This window comes from Leptothoe sp. LEGE 181152 (assembly GCF_032906605.1).
Classification (GTDB): domain Bacteria; phylum Cyanobacteriota; class Cyanobacteriia; order Phormidesmidales; family Phormidesmidaceae; genus Leptothoe; species Leptothoe turfae.
The window spans coordinates 36,417-56,670 of the sequence record NZ_JASATU010000010.1 but is presented as its reverse complement, the minus strand read 5'-3'; the positions used below and the strand labels follow the sequence as shown (position 1 = coordinate 56,670).

General features: G+C 55.9%; 2 protein-coding genes (1 of these 2 running past the window's edge). One reads left to right on the top strand and one right to left on the bottom strand.

Annotation, left to right across the window (positions count from 1 at the left end; all coding sequences use genetic code 11):
* On the top strand, positions 1-18,488 hold the 3' portion of the coding sequence (locus QGP82_RS06145) for an SDR family NAD(P)-dependent oxidoreductase (protein ID WP_499057750.1). The gene continues 3,109 nt to the left of window position 1, outside the view; 18,488 of the gene's 21,597 nt are visible here — the last part of the coding sequence; the start codon falls outside the window, past its left edge; it ends in the stop codon at positions 18,486-18,488.
* On the opposite strand, the gene QGP82_RS06140 is transcribed toward QGP82_RS06145, so the two are convergent.
* Positions 18,485-20,254 carry an ABC1 kinase family protein gene (locus QGP82_RS06140; RefSeq protein ID WP_163699981.1) on the bottom strand — a complete coding sequence of 590 codons (1,770 nt, stop codon included), beginning with the start codon at positions 20,252-20,254 and terminating at the stop codon, positions 18,485-18,487. The genes QGP82_RS06145 and QGP82_RS06140 overlap by 4 nt on opposite strands.

The window sequence follows — 20,254 nt, the reverse complement described above, 5'->3', positions numbered from 1 at the left end:
GCGTGGTCTCTTCCGGGGATGAGCTGATCGATCAGCTACGACGGTTTGTCCGTAATGGCAGCGATGAGCATAGGCTGCATCGGGGCCAGATCGGGGGGCACCGTGATGCCCTGGCCTTCAGTGGTGATGACGATCTGCGCGATGTTGTGGCGGCCTGGATACAGCACCGCAAGTACGACAAACTGCTAAGCCTTTGGGTTTGGGGTGGGGAATTTGATTGGCACCGTCTGCATGCCCCGGGTACCCGGCGTCGAGTCAGCCTGCCCACCTATCCTTTTGATTGCGATCGCTACTGGTTTGACAGAGATATAACCTCCCCTAGCCCGACGCCGTCAGCCTCTACCTTAATGATGGTGCCGCAATGGCAGCCCAGGCCCTTGATGGCCAGCCAGGGCCAATGGACACAGCATTACATCCTGCTGTGCGATCTGGGTGAATGTAGCCCTGACGCTTGGGCCGGGTTTCAGGCCAGGGGCATCACCTGCCACCTTATGGAGAGCCAGGCTGATCAAATCCATGGGCGATTCGCGGATTACGCGGCCCAGCTCCTTGATCTGCTCCGCACCCTACTCCGGGACCGGTCTGCGACCACATTAATTCAGCTCGTGGTGCCAACCGGGGTCGAAGCGCAGCTGCATAGCGGTCTTAGCGGGATGCTAAAAACTGCATACCAGGAAAATCCCAACCTCCACGGTCAGGTGATTGAAGTGGATCCATCCGAGGGGATGGCGGCGATTGGGGAGCGTCTGATACAGGACAGCCATTGTCCGGGGGACACCCACATCCGCTATGGCCATGGGAAGCGTCTGGTGCAAACGTGGCAAGAATTGGCCATGACGGACGCCGTGACTCCCCCCTGGCGGGACAACGGCGTCTATTTGATATCCGGGGGTGCGGGGGGGCTGGGGTTGCTGTTTGCCCGAGAGATTGCCACCCAGGCCCAGGACGTCACCTTGATTCTCACAGGACGTTCCGACCTCAGCGATGGCCAACGGGAAAGCCTGCGGCAGCTTGAGGCCGATGTGGCAGTGAGGGGGGCTCGCCTGGACTATTGCCAGACCGATGTTTGCGATCGCGCCTCCGTCGATCGCCTGGCCCACCATATTCAAACCCAGTTTGGCCGACTGGATGGCATCCTCCATGCCGCCGGTCTGGTGCGGGACAGCTTTATTCTCAAAAAGAATCCAGCCGATCTGAGAGACGTCCTGGCCCCCAAGGTATCCGGCACCGTTAATTTAGCAGCGGCCTTTGCCGCCCTGGCCCCGGAGGTATTCCTATTATTCTCATCGGTGTCTGGGGTGATGGGTAACCCAGGGCAAGCAGATTACGCCGCCGCCAATGGCTTTATGAACGCCTGGGCCGAGCATTGCCGTCAGGCGCTGTCAGCCGAGCTGGCTAGGCAACTGCCCCAGCTAGCTGGGAAATTGCCCCAGAGAACCGTCGCCCTATGCTGGCCCCTCTGGCAGCAAGGGGGAATGGGGCTGGATGTCGCCACAGCGGATGCTTTGGAACAAAACACAGGCATGAAGGCCATGCCCGTAGCGGCAGGCATGGACGCCTGCTACCGAGCCTTGGCGGCCAATCAAGCCCAGGTGATGATCGCCTACGGTGATGCTGCCCGGCTGCGCAGAACATTCCTTAGGCAGGAACCGGTGGGTGAGAGCGAATCCCGGCGGTCTCGCCTGCCCCATCTCGCCCGCCATGCTCGGGAAAGACTCTGGCAGCGGACCCTGGGGCGGCTGGTGCAGCTGTTTGGCGAGGTCATTCAATTACATCCAGACCGGATCGATGTCCAGGCGTCCATGGAGGACTTCGGCGTGGACTCGATCATCGTCACCCAGATGAACCAAAAGCTGGCACCAGTCTTTCAGAAGTTCCCTAAGACCTTATTTTTTGAATATCCCACCCTGGCCTCCCTATGCAGTTATTTTGTCGACACCTTTCCGGCGGAATGCGCCAGCTGGACGGGGCTGTCGTTGGCGTCCCCACTGTCGTCCCAGCCGATGGCCACGGGGCTGACTGGGCGACCGGATCCGAGCCCCGCTCAAGATAGTAATGACAGTCATAACAGCCGCCCCCCTGAGGCTCGAGGGCAGCAAGTCAGTAGGGGCTCAGGGAGGAAACCCAGCCCCACCGCCCAGGAGCCGATTGCCATCATCGGGCTGAGTGCTCGGTTTCCCCAGGCCGAAACCCTGGATGCGTTTTGGTCAATGTTGAGATCGGGGACCCATGTAGTGACAGAAATTCCATCCGAACGCTGGCCCTTAGCCGGTTTCTATGAGCCAGACCCAAAGCAGGCGGTGGCCCAGGGTAAAAGCTATGGCAAATGGGGGGCATTTCTGGAGGGATTTGCCGACTTCGATCCGCTCTTTTTCAATCTTTCTCCCCAGGAAGCATTGAGAATGGACCCCCAGGAACGGTTGTTTCTGCAAACGTCATGGTCGGCCCTGGAAGATGCGGGGTACACCCCCGCTCGCTTGGCGCAGTGCTGCGATCGCAACGTGGGAGTGTTCGCGGGCATCACCAAGACCGGTTATGACCTGTACGGACCGGAACTGTGGCAGATGGGGGATACCCTGCAACCCCGAACGTCTTTTGCGTCCGTGGCGAATCGGGTGTCTTTTCTGCTGAATCTCAAAGGCCCCAGCATGCCGGTGGACACCATGTGTTCCTCATCGCTGACTGCTATCCATGAAGCTTGCCAGCGATTACGCTTGGGTGACTGCGCCATGGCCCTGGCGGGCGGGGTAAACCTGTACCTGCATCCTGCCAACTACGTTGAATTATCAACTCTCCAGATGCTCTCAAAAGATGGGCGCTGTCGTAGCTTTGGGAACGGGGGCGACGGTTTTGTACCCGGAGAGGGTGTCGCCGTTGTCTTACTGAAGCCCCTGGTCAACGCCGTGGCCGATGGCGATCAGATCCACGCCGTCATTCGGGGCAGTCGGGTCAACCATGGCGGCAGAACCAATGGGTATACGGTGCCCAATCCCAAGGCTCAAGCAGACCTGATTCGTCGGACTCTGGATCAAGCCGGGGTTGATGCCAGGACGGTCAGTTATGTGGAGGCCCATGGCACTGGCACCTCCCTGGGCGACCCGATTGAAGTGGAGGGACTGACCCAAGCATTTCGGGCGGATACAAGCGCCACGGGGTTCTGTGCTCTGGGCTCGGTCAAGTCCAACCTGGGCCATCTGGAGGCGGCAGCTGGCATTGCTGGTCTGGTCAAGATTTTGCTACAGATGCGCCATCGACAGCTGGTGCCCAGTCTGCATGCAGCGGAGTTAAATCCCCATATTGAGTTTGACGATACTCCGTTCCAGCTGCAACAGACATTGGCAGATTGGCCGCGACCCGTCGTCAACGATGCCATCCAGGAAGCCCCTCGCATCGCTTGCCTTTCATCCTTTGGTGCGGGTGGGTCTAACGCCCATGTGGTGGTGGAAGAGTATCCCGGTGGACTGGCCGCTACAGATGCCCCCTCCCCAATCAGGGCCACTCCCCAGCCGGTGGGCCCTGTGGGCATCGTTCTATCGGCGAAAACCCAGGAGCGGTTGCAGGTGTATGCCAAACGCCTCAAGGATTTTCTGGTGGACCATCGATCAGCGCTGGACGGGCGACTGCAAGACATTGCCTATACGCTTCAACTGGGTCGCGTCGCTATGGATGAACGGTTGGCCATGGCGGTGTCGACCCTGGATGAACTCTTGGACAACCTGGATGGGTTTTTGCAGGGGCGGAACCGGGGGGCGAATTGTTTTCAGGGGCGTAGGGGGCGCGATCGCACCCCCCTAGCTTTAATTAGCAACGACGAGGACTTCGGCGAGACGGTTGACCGCTGGATACAACGGGGCAAGCTGAGCAAATTGCTGGAACTCTGGACCCAAGGTCTGAGCATCGACTGGACGCGGCTATACCAGGCCACCCAACCCGGTATCGTCAGTTTGCCCACCTATCCCTTTGCCAGGGAGCGCTATTGGCTGCCAGAACTAAAACGGTCGAAGCCAGCTGTCCATGACATCGCCGTGCATGACACCGCCATTCATAAAACCGTTGCTAAGGAGCTAGATACCCAGGCGGTGACCGAGTGGACGTTGCACCCGGTGTGGGATGGGGTTTGCCCCAAAGCAGTGGAGCGATTTCCCGATGGCAATGCCGCCATTGCCATCATTGGCGGCACTCCGGATCAGCTGAGGGCCGTACGCCAGGAATATCCGTCGGCACAGCCATTGGAGCTGCCCAATACCGCCGATTTGGATCAGTGGTCTGCCATCTTGGATCGCCTACCAGGGTTGGCTCATATCCTCTGGATTGTGCCTGAAACTGAGCCATTATCGCTAGTGGACGACCGGGTGATTGAGGCCCAGGACATCGGCGTCATTCAACTTTTTCGGTTAGTCAAAGCGTTGCTTTCCCTGGGCTATGGTCAAAAACCGTTGGGTTGGACCGTAATTACTGACCAGGCCCAGGCCGTGCTTCCGACGGAGCCCATTCATCCCACTCATGCCGGTATCCATGGATTTGTCGGCAGTATGGCGAAGGAATTTCCCCAATGGCAGGTGCGGCTGCTGGATCTAGACGCCCAGCCCTGGCCGGATGACCTGTGGACCATCCCCCCCAACCCTCAAGGGGAAGCCCTGGCCTACCGGGAAAACCAGTGGTTCCAGCAAGCGCTAATACCGGTGCAGGATCTGGCGGTCAACCCAGAACCGTTCCGGACCCAGGGTACATACATCATCATTGGTGGCGCGGGAGGGCTGGGGGAGGTGCTGTCTCGACATCTGATCCAGCATTGGCAGGCCCAGGTGATTTGGGTGGGACGGCGGCCCTTGAATCCGGATATTCAAACCAAAATCGACGCCCTGGCAGCGCTGGGGGCGGCTCCCTGGTATCTTTCGGCGGATGCCGCCAACGTCAGTGACCTGGAGAGGGTTCGCAACGCCGTTCAACAAAAGTACGGCTCGATTCACGGGGTGGTCCATTCGGCCCTGGGCAGCTATGACCAGAGTTTAATGGCCATGGATGAGGCCCAATTCCGCTCCGTCCTTTCCTCCAAGGTTGATATCACAGTGCGGGTTGCCCAGGTATTTGCAGACGCGCCGTTGGATGTCATCCTTTTCTTCTCGTCCCTGGCCTCCTTTGGCAAGGTGCGGGGCATGAGCAGCTATGCAGCTGGCTGTGTCTTCCAAGATGCCTTTGCCCTGGGGCTCTCCCAGATCTGCTCTATCCCTGTCAAGGTGATCAACTGGGGCTTTTGGAGCATCGGCGGCGGTGCCAGAATCTCGGATACCCTCAGGCGGCATCTCCAAGAGACCGAGGGAGTACAGCCGATCAATGCTGACGTGGGCATGGGGGTATTAGAACAGTGCATCAGTAGCAACCTCTCCCCATGGGCCTTTATCAAATCCGATACCTCAAGGCCCCCTCGGGGTGTGGTGTTGGATCAGACCATAGCCCAGGCACCTAGAGTTGTGCCGTCATGCTTGCCGACCCTGGCGGAATTCTCACCCGCCATTGCAGTTCCAGCCGTGCATCCGCTTCTGGCTGAACTGGATGTCTGGATGGTGAAATTATTGTTGGCCCAGTTTTTGCAAATGGGTGTATTGCAGAACGGCGTCATCGAAAACAGTGCCACATTGCGACAGCGCACGGGGGTGCTGGCCAAGTATCAGATTTGGTGGGATGAGGTGATGGCGGCCTTTGGCCAGCAGGGATGGGTCCACCTCAACAACGGCAACATCACCGTTAAGGATGCCGCATTGCTTGAAAACCCTGATCTGATCTGGCGGCAATGGCAGGCGTTTTGTCAACAAACCGATCAGGATGATGAGATGCGGCCACTGACCGCCATCATTGATGAATGCTTTCGGGCACTGCCTGCCATTGTGCGCGGCCACACATTAATTACGGACATTCTATTTCCGGCAGGTGCCGTGAACAAAATGGAAGTCCTCTATAAGGACAACTCCATCGCCCATTTCTTTAATACGGCCCTGGCGGAAGTTGCCGCTGCCTGGTTACAGCAGCGCCTGGACGTCGATCCTCAAGCCCAAATTCACATCCTCGAAATTGGTGCGGGGACCGGTGGGACCACATCCACAGTGCTGCCCCACCTGGCCCCGTTTAAGCAGGCGATCGCAACCTATTGCTACACGGACATTTCCAATTCGTTTTTGATGGATGCCGCCCAGCGGTATGGTGCGACCCATCCCTACCTGGAATACAAAATTTGTGACATCGAGCAGCCCTTGGCGGCACAGGGTTTGGAGGTGGGGACCTATGACCTGGTGATTGCCACCAATGTATTGCATGCCACTCACTCCATGGGTAATACGGTGCGCAATGCCAAGGCCGCCCTGGCGGAAAATGGGGTGCTACTGCTCAATGAGATGACCGCCAAAACGGTATTTGCCACCTTAATTTTTGGCTTAATCGACGGTTGGTCCCTGGCCCAAGATACTCACCTGCGGATTCCCGGTAGTCCCGGTCTGACCCCCGCTGCTTGGCGGCAGCTATTGGCGGAAACTGGCTTTAAGCACATCCAACTGCCGGTGCCCTCGGCCCAACCCCTGGCCCAGCAAATTATTGTGGCGGAGAGCGACGGCGTGATCAGACAGAAGCGATCGCAAGTTGCCCCTGAACCGATCGCCTCAGTAGTGGTAGAGCATGACCAGCCAACAGAGAGCCACACGGAGCCAACCATAGACAAATCGGCCTATGTGCAACAGCAGATCGTCGCTTGCCTGTCTCGGACCCTGCGGCTGGATGACAGTCGGTTCGAACTGGATGTGTCATTTTCCGATTACGGTGTGGACTCCATCTTAGGGGCGCAGTTTATCACCCTAGTCAGTGCAGCGTTAGATATTGACCTGAATACGACGATTATTTTCAATTACCCCACCGTGGAGCGACTCAGTGCCCATGTTCTGGAAGCCTATGGCGATCGCATTACCCCGCCTGCGCCCGATCGAGCCCCCGAGTTAGAGACACCGGGTGCCCAGGAACCCCTGGGGGGCCAGACCACCCCCGCCTCCAGCCCTGGGCAGGCACCCAGATCAAGGCCGCAGACAACACCGACCGTTTCCCAATCCCCTAGCACCTCCCCAGCTGCCACCGACATTGCCGTTATCGGACTTTCCCTACAGGCCCCCGGTGCCCAAACCCCCCCCGACTTTTGGCAACACCTGCTCAGCGGTCAGAACGCGGTGAGCGAATTGCCGGCCCATTATCTGGACCGTGAAACGTACTACAGCCCACAGCGGCAAAAGGGTAAAACCTACTGCCACCAGGGCGGTGTGCTAAAGGATCGAGATTGTTTTGATCCTTTGTTCTTCAATCTTTCCCCCCGCGATGCGGAATCCATGAATCCGCATCAGCGCTTGATTATGCAGGAGGGCTGGAAGGCCCTTGAGGACGCAGGATACAATCCAAAATCTTTGGCTGGCGTTCAGACTGGCATCTTTGTGGGCTCCGAACCAAACGGCTATTTCCATGAGACCTTTACGGGGGCATCGGAGGCCATTATTGCCTCCAGGCTATCCTACTTCCTGAATCTGCGGGGACCGGCCCTGGTGGTTAATACAGGGTGTTCTTCTGCGGCGACGGCCCTGCATCTGGCCTGTGAAAGCCTCAGAAATGGCGAGTGCTCCATGGCCCTGGCGGGGGGCGTCTATGCGTCGATGAACCAGGCCCATCTAATTTCACTATCGGAAATTGAAATGCTGTCGCCGTCGGGTTGCTGCCGCACCTTTGATGCCGAGGGCGATGGCATGGTGTTGTCGGAAGGCGTCGGTATGGTCACACTGAAACGCCTGGCAGACGCCGAAAGGGACGGCGATCCCATCTACGGTGTGATTGCGGCCTCCGGGCTGAATCAGGACGGAGCCAGCAACGGCATCACAGCCCCCAGCGGTGTGGCCCAGGAAGAATTGATCACCGATGTTTATCAGCGTTATGGCATCAACCCAGAGGATATCAGCTATGTCGAGGCCCATGGCACGGGCACCCGTCTGGGGGACCCGGTGGAAGCCAATGCCCTGACCCAGGCATTTCGCAGATTTACAAATCGGCAGCACTATTGCGCCCTGGGCAGTGCCAAAGCCCACATTGGTCACACGGCTGCCGGGGCCGGGATAATTGGCTTGATCAAGGTATTGCTATCGTTGCAACACCGCAAACTGCCGGGGTTACCCCATTTTGAAACCCTCAACCCCCGCATTGAATTTGACCATGCCCCCTTCTTTATTCCTGCTCAGACAACGGATTGGTCGAGGGATGATGGCAAGCCCCTAATGGCGGCTTTGAGTTCCTTTGGCCACAGTGGCACCAATGTCCATTTTGTGATTCGTGAGTATCAGCCGCCGCTGTCGATAGCCACTGATGAGTCGGCTCCACCGACTCCTGCGATCGTGCCGCTTTCCGCCAAAGATGAGCAGCGGCTCAGACAGGTGGTGCAACAGTTGCGGGGGTATTTGCGTGACACTCTGCGGGCTGCCGGGCCAGGGACCCTCAGGAATCTTGCCTATACGCTGCAAACGGGCCGCGAAGCGATGAATTGCCGCATGGCATTGGTCGTCCATAGCCTGGCTGAACTACAGCAAGCGCTGACTGACTGGTTAGCGGATGGGGCCTCGGGGAGAACTGATGGCAGCCTGGCAGCTAACTCTCCCGACCAACTGTCTCAATGGCTGGCAGAGGAGAGGTTTGAAGCAATTGCTGATTATTGGTCCCAGGGAGGGTCAGTGGATTGGCCGCGACTGTATGGCGATCGCAAACCGACCCGCATCCATTTGCCCACGTACCCCTTTGCCAAGGAACGCTATTGGGCAAACGGAGCCACCCAAACAGGCATGGGGGCTGCACCTGTCTTGGCGGCTACAGCGCCTACGCCCCTTGATGGTGCTGACACCAGCGACTACCTGCTCGCATCTCCCGCCTGGCAAACGGCCCCAGTTCCCTCCAGTGTATCTATGCCTGAAGGGATGCAGCGACTGATTATCCTTTGTGCTGAAACCACTACTGCCATAGAACGGAGCTGCGAACGGCTGGCGACAGCCAATGCCTCGGTCATCCGTTTAGACCGGTACTCAACCCCGCTGGATACCGCCTATACCGACTTTTCCTTGCAGGTCTTTCAGCACGTCCGCAATAGACTGCAATCCCATGGCAGAACAAAAACCCTGGTGCAGGTGGTGATTCCTGACGATGCAGCGGCATCGGTGTTGCTGGGCATTACCGGGTTATTGCACACTGCCCAGCAGGAGAATCCAAAACTGGAGGGGCAGGTGATCGCCCTGAATGTCAGTGACACCGACCAGGGACTGCTCACTAAAATTGAAGCCAATGCCCGCTGCGCCCAGGACATTCTGATCCGCTACGAAAATGGGGTTCGACAGGTCATCCGATGGCATGAATTAAGTCCTGGTGACCTGCCTGCCTCTGGCCTGCCCTGGAAGGACCAAGGCATTTATTTGATTACCGGTGGGGCCGGTGGTATTGGTTTGATTTTTGCCAGTGAAATTGCCAGTCGGGTTAATCAGGCCACCCTTGTGCTCATAGGCCGATCACCCCTCACATTAGAAAAAGAAGCCCGCCTTAATGCGATCGCACAGAACGGCACCCGCATCGACTATCGCCAGGTCGATATCAGTCAACCGCAGCAGGTACAGGCCCTGATTTTGGATATTCAGGCTAACCACGGCCCCTTGAATGGCGTAATCCATGCAGCAGGAATTCACCGGGATAATTACCTCATCCATAAGCCAGATGACGAGTTTAGAGCTGTTCTAGCCCCTAAGGTCCAGGGCACCGTTAACCTTGACCAAAGTCTGGCCGCTACTCCTTTAGACTTTTTTGCCCTGTTTTCCTCCGGGGCGGCGGTGACCGGCAATTTGGGCCAGGCCGACTATGCCGCTGCCAATGGGTTTATGGATCAGTTCGCCACCCATCGGCAAAGACTCGTGGCTGCAGGGGAACGATTTGGCCAAACCTTGTCCATCAATTGGCCCCTTTGGCAGCAGGGGGGCATGCAGGTGGATGCGGCCACGGTGGCGCTGATGCACCAACGGACCGGCATGAAGGCGATGCAGACCACCATCGGCATCCAGGCCTTTTACCAGGCACTGATGGCCAAACACCCCCAGGTGGGTGTGGTTACTGGAGATCTTGCCACCATTCGGCAGCGGTTGTTTGGGACACCGCATAAGGCTGAAACAGTCCGCCAGACTGGGCCGATTGATCACCAGGCCCTGAGGGCCGCAACGCTACAGCAACTCAAACAGTTGTTGGGCGCACGCCTTAAACTGTCACCGGAACGGATTGCCTCCCAGGAGCCCTTTGAGCGCTATGGCATTGATTCGATCCTGATCACAGATCTCAATCAGGATCTTGAAGCCGTCTTTGGGGAAATTTCCAAGACCCTATTTTTCGAATATCAAACCTTGAGTGCCCTGACGGATTATTTCGTGGCAGACCATCCAGAGGACTGCCAGCGCTGGTGTGGTTTGGGGGGTAAGCCCAGTAGTAGTCCCCCACCAGCTGTCAGTGCAGCGGTCCCGACCGCTTTGGCCGCCGAGGCTATCAAGGCAACCGGCGGACCCCGCCAGGAACCGATTGCCATCATTGGCATTAGCGGTCATTATCCCCAAGCCGATTCGCTAGCGGCCTTCTGGTCCAATCTGTCTGTGGGCCAGGATGGTGTAACGGAAATCCCGCCCGAGCGTTGGTCCCTGGAGGGATTTTATCTGGAGCAACCGGAGGAAGCGGTGGCCCAGGCCATGAGCTATGGCAAGTGGGGCAGCTTCCTTGACGGGTTCGCGGAGTTTGACCCCCAGTTCTTTAACATTTCGGGGCGCGAAGCCATGAGTATGGACCCCCAGGAACGGCTGTTCTTGCAATCGGCCTGGGCCGCGCTGGAGGATGCTGGCTACACTCGGGAAACCCTGCAATCTCGGTTTGATGGCAATGTCGGTGTGTTTGCTGGCATCACCAAGACCGGTTATGACCTACACGGGGCGGAGTGGCGTCAGCATGGAAAACTGTTTTATCCCCACACGTCCTTTGGGTCCGTGGCTAATCGGGTCTCCTATCTGCTGAACCTGCATGGCCCCAGCATGCCCATTGATACCATGTGCTCCTCCTCGTTGGTTGCCATCCATGAGGCCTGTGAGCGATTACGTCAGGGTGTTTGTCCAATGGCGATCGCAGGTGGGGTCAATCTTTACCTGCACCCCACCAACTATGTTGAGCTATCGGCCCTGAAAATGCTTTCTAAGGGCGGGAAATGCCGCAGTTTTGGGAAGGGGGGCGACGGGTTTGTCCCCGGCGAGGGCGTCGGCGTTGTGATCTTAAAACCCCTGGCCCAGGCCTTGCAGGATCGGGACCATATCCACGGTGTGATTCGGGCGACGGCGGTCAACCATGGGGGTAAGACCAACGGCTATACCGTTCCTAACCCCAAGGCCCAGGCCGAGTTAATCCGCAAAACATTAGATCTAGCAGGCATCCACGCACGCACCGTCAGTTATGTGGAGGCCCACGGCACCGGGACGGCGCTGGGGGACCCGATTGAGGTCACTGGCCTCACCCAGGCCTTTTACCATGACACCACGGACGTGGGCTTCTGCGCATTGGGGTCGGTCAAGTCCAATATCGGTCACCTGGAGGCCGCTGCCGGGATGGCAGGGCTGACCAAAATTCTCTTGCAGATGAAGCACGGAAAACTGGCACCCAGCCTGCATGCCGATCGCTTGAATCCGAACATTTCTTTCGAGAACACCCCCTTCCAGGTACAGCGCTCACTGGCGGACTGGCACCGTCCCCAGGTCAACGTTGATGGCACCCCCAGGGAATATCCCCGCATCGCCGGGTTGTCATCATTTGGGGCGGGGGGAGCCAACGCCCATGTGATTCTCGAAGAGTACATGGACGAAACTATCCATCCCCCGCCAGCCGATGCCGACAACCCGCCAGCGGTATTTGTGCTGTCCGCTAAAAATGAAGACCGTCTAAGGGATTACGCGATGGCGATGCGGGACCACCTGCAAACCCATATATCAGCCAACCAGCTACCTGATTTCCTCTACACCTTACAAGTTGGCCGAGAGGCCATGGATCAGCGGCTGGCCATGGTGGTTCATTCCCAATCTGAGCTGGTGGCCAACCTTAGCCTTTTCATTGATGGCCAACCCCTGGGTAAAGACTGTTGTCGGGGACAAGTGGATCACGAACAGGAAATCTCGACCGGGGCAGCGACCACTATCAATCCCAGCAGTCTAGACCCGACCAGGCTGGCCCAGGCCTGGGTGCAGGGGCATCCGGTCAACTGGCATCAACGTTATCGGACCCGACCACCGCGCCGTCTGGCCGCCCCCACTTATCCGTTTGCCCGAGAACGGTATTGGATTGCACCGGGGGAACTGTCCGGTGATGGTGATCGGCCAATCCTGACCCATGCCGTTTCCAGGCCAACGCCCACAGAGTTCTCGACGCCGCCATTGCAAAAGCTTCAGAGAGCACTGATTCCAGCCCCTGATAACCAGATCACTTTTGTCAGCCCCGCTGCCAAACCCCAGGGACTCCTATTACGTAATTTAAGCGTTCCAGTGGCCCCGGATCTACAGGATATGGCCACATCGCCCTTGTCCAATAGCCCTGAGCCGCAACTCTCCGAAGGAACGCTAATCCGTAGCTTAAAGAGGAGTCTGGCCAAGGCTCTGTTTATTGATGAAGGGGCGATCGCAATCAATCAACCCTATATCGACATGGGCCTGGATTCCATCGTTGGCGTTGAATGGGTCCATGCCATCAACAAGGAGTTCGGACTGAGCCTATCGGCCACCCGAGTGTACGATTTTCCCACCATCCGTCAATTGGCCACATATTTACGGCAGGCCTTAGCCGACACAACCCAGGCAACAGAACCTACCACCCCCAGGGTCGCCAACTCCGATGGGGCAACCGCCAACTCCGATGGGGCAACCGCCAACTCCGATGGGGCAACCGCCAACTCCGATGGACCCGTATCCGAGGCACCCATATCCAATGGGTCAGCACCCACACCGACACCCACATCGACACCCACATCGACCGTGCAAGAGCCCGCCCATGGATTCACAACGACCCAATTAGAGACCTTCTTAGTCACCAGTTTAGCCAAGGCGCTGTTCATTGAACCCAAAGCCATCGGCACCAAGAAGCCTTTTGTCGATTTTGGCCTAGATTCCATTGTCGGTGTGGAATGGGTGCACGCTATCAATACGGAATTTGGCGTGAATTTATCGGCAACTCGGGTTTACGATTACCCGACTATCCAGGCGCTGGCGCAGCACCTCAAGAACATCCTGCCTGTCCCACCCACCGTGCCGCCACCGGCCCCCGCTTCCCTCTCTTCTCCGTCTCCCCCAGAACAACCATTAGAGACGTCCGTTGCTAGTCGCGATCGCCAGCCATCCTCCACCCCACCCCCCGAACCCATCGCCGTCGTCGGCATGTCAGGCCGATATCCGCAGGCTAAAGATCTGGAGCAGTTCTGGCAGAACCTGGCTGTCGGTCAGAATTCCATTCGTGAAATTCCTCGCGATCGCTGGAATGTGGATGCCTATTTTGATCCTAATCCTTCCACACCGGGCAAGATCTACTGCAAATGGTTGGGTGCCCTGGATGAGGTCGACTGTTTCGACCCATTGTTTTTCGGCATCTCCCCTGCCGAAGCCGAAGGCATGGACCCGCAGCATCGATTGTTTCTAGAAGAAGGCTACCGAGCCTTTGAGGATGCGGGCTACGGTCCCCGCCTGCTGAGCAATGTCAACTGTGGCGTCTACATGGGGGTGATGAGCTATGAGTACGCCTTTTTGCTCCAGCAGCGTCAGGCCGAGTTAACCAACACTGGCAATAGTTTTGCCATCGGCGCGGCCCGCATTCCCTATTTCCTCAATCTGAAGGGACCGGCAATCCCCGTTGATACCGCCTGTTCTTCCTCTTTGGTGGCCATTCATCTCGCCTGTCAGGCCCTCAGGCAGCGGGAGATTGACATGGCCCTGGCGGGAGGTGTCAGCCTGTATCTGATTCCAGAATCCTATGTGGGCATGTGCGCCGCTGGTATGGTGTCGCCTGACGGCCAATGCAAAGCCTTTGATGATGATGCCAATGGGTTTGTCCCTGGAGAAGGGGCTGGCAGTGTGGTTTTAAAACGTCTTGCCGATGCAGAAAGGGACGGTGATCATATTTATGGACTGATCATCGCTTCTGGCATCAACCAGGATGGCAAAACCAATGGCATCACCGCCCCCAGTGCCCAGCGCCAGATCGATCTATTGCAGAGCATCTACACTACCTATGGCATCGACCCCAGCACCATCAGTTATGTCGAAACCCATGGCACCGGCACCAGGCTGGGCGACCCAATCGAGCTAGAGGCCTTAACTACGGCCTTCCGTCAGTCAACCGATGGTCAGCAATTCTGCGCCCTGGGCTCGGTGAAGAGCAACATTGGTCACACCTCGGCGGCGGCTGGTGTGGCAGGCGTACAAAAGACACTGCTGGCCATGCAGCACCAACAACTGCCCGCCAGTTTGCACTTTAAAAAGCCAAATCGCCACTTCAAGTTTGCCGAGTCGCCGTTCTATGTAAATACCGAACTCAAGGCCTGGCCAACGGAGCCGTCTTCCCCTCGTCGGGCTGCCGTGAGCGCCTTCGGATTCAGTGGCACCAATGCCCATCTGGTGTTGGAAGACTATGTGGGACCACCCTCTGCGTCGCCAGCACCGAGTGGGCCATCCCCCGTGGTCATCGTGCTTTCCGCCAGACGAGTAGACCAATTACAAACAGTAGTCCGTCAGTTACATGATCATTTAATTGCCACCGAGACCCCAGATGCCATCGAGTTACCGTCATTGGCCTACACCCTCCAGGTAGGCAGGGCTGAACTGGAGGAACGGCTGGCTTTTATTGTGGATTCGATGGATGAACTGATTCAAGCGCTACAGGGATTTCTGGCGGATGCGCCCGGTCATGCCCGGTACTTTCGGGGGCAGGTCAACCCCCATGATGAAACGGTCCAGGCCCTCGTGGATGATGATGCCTTTATAGAAACTGTTGACCAGTGGATGCAACAGGGCAATCTCGATAGCGTTTTGCAATTGTGGGTAAAAGGCCTGGATGTGGATTGGCACTGTTTGTATGGCAGTGCCAGGCCAAGGCGCATCAGTTTGCCCACCTACCCGTTTGCCCGCCATCGCTGCTGGGTAGATGCAGTGGCAGAAAACCCAGGGGGCAGCAGTACCCTGCCTCAATCCTCAGCCACGCAACGTCCACTACTCTCCCCCCTGCAACTGCCAACGCTGACTCTAAAGGACCTTGATCCCCTCGGAGTTGCCAGGGACTTTGTGCCAGCTGCTTTAGAAGACTTGTTGGCCCAATTGCTATGGGGCATATTGCAAGCCATGGGGCTGTTTCAACGAGGCTCTTTTGACTTGTCTGCAGCCATGGCCGCTGGCAAGATTCGTCAGGGATACGAACGTTGGCTACAGGCAGCTCTCCAAGACTTTGTCCGGCGGGGGCAGCTGGATTATTCTGCTGGCAAGTTTGTCACCCCCGATGCTCATCCACCCAGCCTTACATCCCTCTGGACTCTGTGGGACTTGCAGCAGCAGATTGAAAGCCGTGATCCACTCAAGCAGGCCCAGTTTCCCTTGATTGAGGCTTGCCTGCGCTCCTTGCCAGAGATTCTACAAGGCGATCGCACCGCCGTGGAAGTGATGTTCCCAGATGCTTCACTAGAGCTGGTGGAACCGTTTTATCAAGGCAATCCGGTTTCAGACCTGTTCAACGAGATCCTCAGTCGCACACTGACGAGTTGCATCGAACAACGTATTGCCGCCGATCCTGAGGCCCGCATTCGCATCCTTGAGATCGGTGCCGGTACCGGTGGCATGACCGCTGCTGTATTGCCATGCCTCAAAGCCTTTGGTCAGCATGTGGTCGAATATTGTCACACGGATATTTCCAAATCGTTTCAGTTCCATGCCGAAGAGCAATTTGTTCCAGACTATCCCTTTGTTCGTGCTCAACTGTTCGATGTGGAACGACCGCCTACAGAACAGGGTGTGGCCCAGGGACAATACGACTTTGTTATTGCTAGCAATGTGTTGCATGCCACGCGCAACATCCGGCGTACCGTGGGTCATGCCCGTTCGGTGCTACGGTCCAATGGGCTCTTGTTAATTAACGAAATCAGCCGCAAGTCTTTGCTCGGGCATCTCACCTTTGGGCTGCTAGATGGCTGGTGGCTGAATGAAGACAACGAATTACGCATCCCTGGTTCACCGGCTCTATATCCCGAGACTTGGGAAAAGGTGCTAAGAGAGGAGGGCTTCGCATCGGTGGTGTTTCCCTGTGGGGAATCCCACGAATTGGGGCAACAGATTCTGGCGGCTTCCCTGGGCACACCCCAAAATATTTCTGGGAAAAAAGAGTTTCTGGCTTGTCAGGAAGACTGGGGTGCGGCCCCGCTTGAGAAAGAGTTTTTGACTTGCCAGGAAGACTGGTATGCGGCCCCGCTTGAGGTGGCTGATTGGACGCCAAGAATCGATGCGGTCAAAACGAACGAAGTGCTGGTTATCAGTGCAAAATTAGAAGATGCAGACGCCATCACGAAGGTTTGCGAGACCGTCGCCAGGCTGGCTGAATATCCAGCCAATACCTGGACGGTGAGGCATTTATCCCTTGACATCCATGGGTTGGATGAAACCCTGTTGGCTGCCATTGTTCGGGGGGATGTCACTCAACCCCTCACCATTTTTCTGTGTGTGCCACCGATAGTCGATGACGGCATCGATCAGCTTGCTCAGGTGTTTGCCACTGTTCAGTCTGTGATGCGGGTGATGCATGCCAGGTCGACACGTTTCTATTGTTGTTATACGGAACCGGCTGCTGCACACTGGTTGTACGGTGAGGCCCTGGCGGGATTATTTAAGTCCGCGATGGCAGAGTCGGTGAACCATCGCTATCGGGTGGTGTCCCATGACGCCGCATCCGCTATAGACGGACGCACAGCGTTGAGAATAGTCCAGGAATGGCTGTGCGATGAAACCCAAGAACTGCCAGTGGCGATGGTGCCAATGGTCCGTTACGAACAGGGACAACGTTACGAATTGCGGGCGGCTGAATCAATGCCGCCTGCGGATGAGCTTAATGTATTTCGTCAGGGGGCCACATACCTGATGGTGGGTGCCCTTGGCCCTGCTGGATTGCAGGTTTGCGAAGAATTGGGCCGTCGGTATCAAGCGCGGTTGGTGCTCTTTTCTCGGCGCGGGGAACATCAGGCGGAGGCCGCGTTGAATCGGATCAGGGCCGCTGGTGCCACGGTGTTCTATCGCTCCGTCGATATTGTGGACCAAACTGCCTTGGGGCAGGCGATGGCGTCCGTCAAGGCCGAGGGGGTGACACTCAACGGGGTGATCCATATGGCGCGACGGGTGGCCGATGCCCCGATTGTTCAGAAGAATTTCCATGATTTTGTCGAGGTGATGGCGGCCAAGGTCATGGGTGGGTTAAACCTTGATGCCGTGACCGCCGATGAACCGTTGGACTTTTTTCTGATGTATTCCTCAATGGCGGCATTTGGTATCCAGGGCTCGCCGGATTATGCCTTCTCCGCAGCGTATCAAAATACCCTGGCTCGGTTTCGCGACCAACAAGTCTCCCAGGGACGACGTTCAGGGCGGACCCGGTCCATCTGTTGGGGACAGTGGGATGTGGATGGTGTGGTCTCCTCAGAACAGTTGCCTAAACGACTGGAACGCCTGCGCGGCATGGGTATGGATGCCATTGATGCGGTCTCTGCCATGGCCCTGATGCAGGCCGCTGTTATGGGTGACACCAGTGTGGTGGGCTTTATGGCCGTTTTTGATCGCGAGCGGGTGCGGCACACGCTGGGACTGGGGGCGGATAGCCATGTCAGTGAAGATGAGATCGCAAACGGAATCAAAGCTTATGAGCACCAGCAATGGACGGATTTGGATCTGGCTCGATTCTTGGATTCAGTTCCCGACCAGGATCTGACTGACTCCATCCAAGCTGAAATCATTCGGGTGATCCGTGCTGCTGATTCGTTTTCACGACCTGCTGAACGGCCTGCTGGAAAGAAACGCAACAGCAACGGTGCTCGTATTGATACTGGGCAACAGCCCTCTAACAGCCCAATCCAAGTCGCAATTAGCCCTAAGCCAGCATCTAAAGACTCAAATCCATTACGAGCGGCCATTTTGGCCAGTATCAAGAAGACCCTGAAGATTCCGGAAAGTGAACTGGATTGGAACCATCCACTCCAGGATTACGGATTGGATTCGATTATTGCCATGCAACTGGCCACCACATTAGAAAAGCATTTAAATTGTCCAGTGCAACCCCGATGGCTGATTGAGTATCCGACGCTAAATTTACTGATGGAAAAACTAAATAAGGAAGTGAAAGACAATCCATCAAATTAATCCCGTGGCAGCTGCACAACCGGCTCCAAAAGAGAGGACGCGAATCGACTGGTTCGAAAGATGATGACAATCATGACAGAACCAAGCAGATACCAAGCATATGGGTGAATAGGGGGAATTGAATCGAGCCAATGGGTGAACCAGTTGCTCGTCAGGTGAAGATTTCCCACAATAGAGTAGTGGTATTGATAGAGATAGATTCCAAAGCAAAGGATCAGAACAAGCCACATGGCGAGGGTAATACTTTGCAATACCATGGCCGCCAAGCGAGATTCGAGCGAGACTTCTCCTTCAAACTCAAACGCTCGTCTGGTGAGTGCAGGTGTCAGTAGTTCATACAAGTCATTGATGCGTTGCATCATGTCCGGTGGCTGTTGTATTTGCTTACATTTCATCCGGCGAAATTTTCCTTCCAGATACATCTGTATTTCCGCTACAAAATCAAACCCTGGATTCAGAATGCTGATGTTTTGGTCTAATGTGTCAAAAGTACGTCTCATCCTCAGGTACTGCCAATTCACACCAATTTTGAACTCGGCCATGATTTGACCAAGTTCGGCTGAAGAGCTGCCAATGGACTTTTCGTAGTAAGGCAGATTCTTGATCATGCTGCGGGCTGCCTGTTTGTTGAGTACTCGGACAATTCGCCTTTTCACTTTCACGAGGTCTATCGGTGGCAGTTGGCCCATGGTGAGCAATAATAGCTCGGCTGCCTTGTCAAATGCCCCTTCGGCCATAGCTCGGAAATATTGATCGTACTGGGCAGCAAACTTCGGATCGAGTCTGCCAACACTGCCAAAATCAATCAACGCCAGCTTGCTGTTTCTCAGAAGAATAATATTGCCCGAATGTAAATCACCATGAAAAAGTAAATCTTCATACAGTTGTCTGAAAGCACTTTGTAAGAGTTCCTGGGCAACTTTACAGGGATCAATGTTATTTTCTGCAAGCCAGTGCTTGACTCTTTTAGGATCGTCCCTTAATACACTGTTGAAATCACTAACAAATACACCGTCAATGAATTCCATGACAAGAACACGGTCGGTGTTGAACTCCAGATAGACATCAGGCACATAGATTCCATGATCAGTAAGTGTTTGCTTGAGCCTGAGCATGTTGCTGGCCTCCAACCGATAGTCCAACTCCTCTTCCATGCTCGCCTGAATTTCCTGAAGCATTTCATCTAACCTTAAATACTGTAGGGCCTTGAATTGACCCAGAAGATTGAATGCCAGGTTCAACAAGTTAAAGTCATATCGAAAATATTCGGCTGCGTAGGGACGTTGAACTTTAATGACCACCCAGTTACCTGCCTGTTTGCGCCTCGCCTTGTGCACCTGAGAGAGAGAGGCGGCGGCAAACGGTTCCAGCTCGAAATCATCAAATACTTCATCGATAGAAGTTCCCAACTGCGCCTCAATGATCTCCATAGAAAGTTGGGGTGAAAATATCATGGCGCGATCCTGAAGTTTTGCAAGTTCCCTACAAAACTCTAGTGAAAACAAATCGGTTCGCATGGCGAATATCTGCCCCACTTTGATCCACATGCCACCTAAGAGTTCTAGAAACTCACGCACCTTGGCTGCTCTGCCCTCTTCAGAACCTTGCAGAACGATGTCACGCAAAAAATTGAGCACCAACAGCAACAGTCGACCTAAGATAAAGAAGATCCGCCAAAATTGCGGTTTACTGACCGGCACTTCTTGCAACGCCTTTTTTTCCGATGGTTGTAGTAATGGCGTTGTACATTGGCTTTTCTTTAGCAT

Excerpts from the sequence above, each read along its gene's own strand:
- QGP82_RS06140 (WP_163699981.1), bottom strand. The coding sequence starts at position 20,254 with ATGCTAAAGAAAAGCCAATGTACAACGCCATTACTACAACCATCGGAA.